This window comes from Providencia sp. 2023EL-00965 (genome assembly GCF_033550225.1).
GTDB lineage: Bacteria > Pseudomonadota > Gammaproteobacteria > Enterobacterales > Enterobacteriaceae > Providencia > Providencia manganoxydans.
Map to the genome: position 1 here is coordinate 1 of NZ_JAWUEH010000053.1, position 799 is coordinate 799.

The window sequence follows — 799 nt, forward strand, 5'->3', positions numbered from 1 at the left end:
GAAATCGTCGGGTATAACGGTTCATATCACCTTACCGACGCTTATCGCAGATTAGCACGTCCTTCATCGCCTCTGATTGCCTAGGCATCCACCGTGTACGCTTAGTCGCTTAACCTCACAACCCGAAGGTGTCTTTTCTGTCAGTCGACACGAAACCCGACGGTTTCTGCCTGTTGACGACATCTTCAAGTTGAGATTTTTGAGAGACTCTCACATTGTTTAAGCGATAAACAATGTGCGTTGTTTTCAATTTTCAGCTTGTTCCAGATTGTTAAAGAGCATAATTATTCGCAATAGACTATTTAATTAACTAATCTATTCTGAATAATTCAAAAGTATTATGGTGGAGCTAAGCGGGATCGAACCGCTGACCTCCTGCGTGCAAGGCAGGCGCTCTCCCAGCTGAGCTATAGCCCCATAACAGGTTTGACAGTATCATCGCCATCTTTAATCGGTGTGATTAAAGACGAAATCGAATTAAGGCAAGGCGTAGCTTAGCGACGTTTACACTAGGTAAACGAGCTGAGATACAACGTAGCATTCATTCGATTTTGGTAGGCCTGAGTGGACTTGAACCACCGACCTCACCCTTATCAGGGGTGCGCTCTAACCACCTGAGCTACAAGCCTATATGATACCGTTGACTCTATTTCATCAGACAATCTGTGTGAACACTTCACAAAAACACTTCAATGGTAAGGAGGTGATCCAACCGCAGGTTCCCCTACGGTTACCTTGTTACGACTTCACCCCAGTCATGAATCACAAAGTGGTAAGCGCCCTCCCGAAGGTTAAGCTA

General features: G+C 45.3%; 2 tRNA genes and 2 rRNA genes. All 4 read right to left on the reverse strand.

From position 1 onward, the window contains the following. Positions 1–115 (reverse strand): 23S ribosomal RNA (locus SC428_RS22100); the annotation flags it as partial. Positions 116–341: 226 nt separating this feature from the next. Beyond that, positions 342–417, reverse strand: a tRNA-Ala gene (locus tag SC428_RS22105). 135 nt (positions 418–552) lie between these two features. Next, a tRNA-Ile gene (locus SC428_RS22110) sits at positions 553–629 on the reverse strand. Between the two features lie 67 nt (positions 630–696). Further along, positions 697–799 (reverse strand): 16S ribosomal RNA (locus tag SC428_RS22115); the annotation flags it as partial.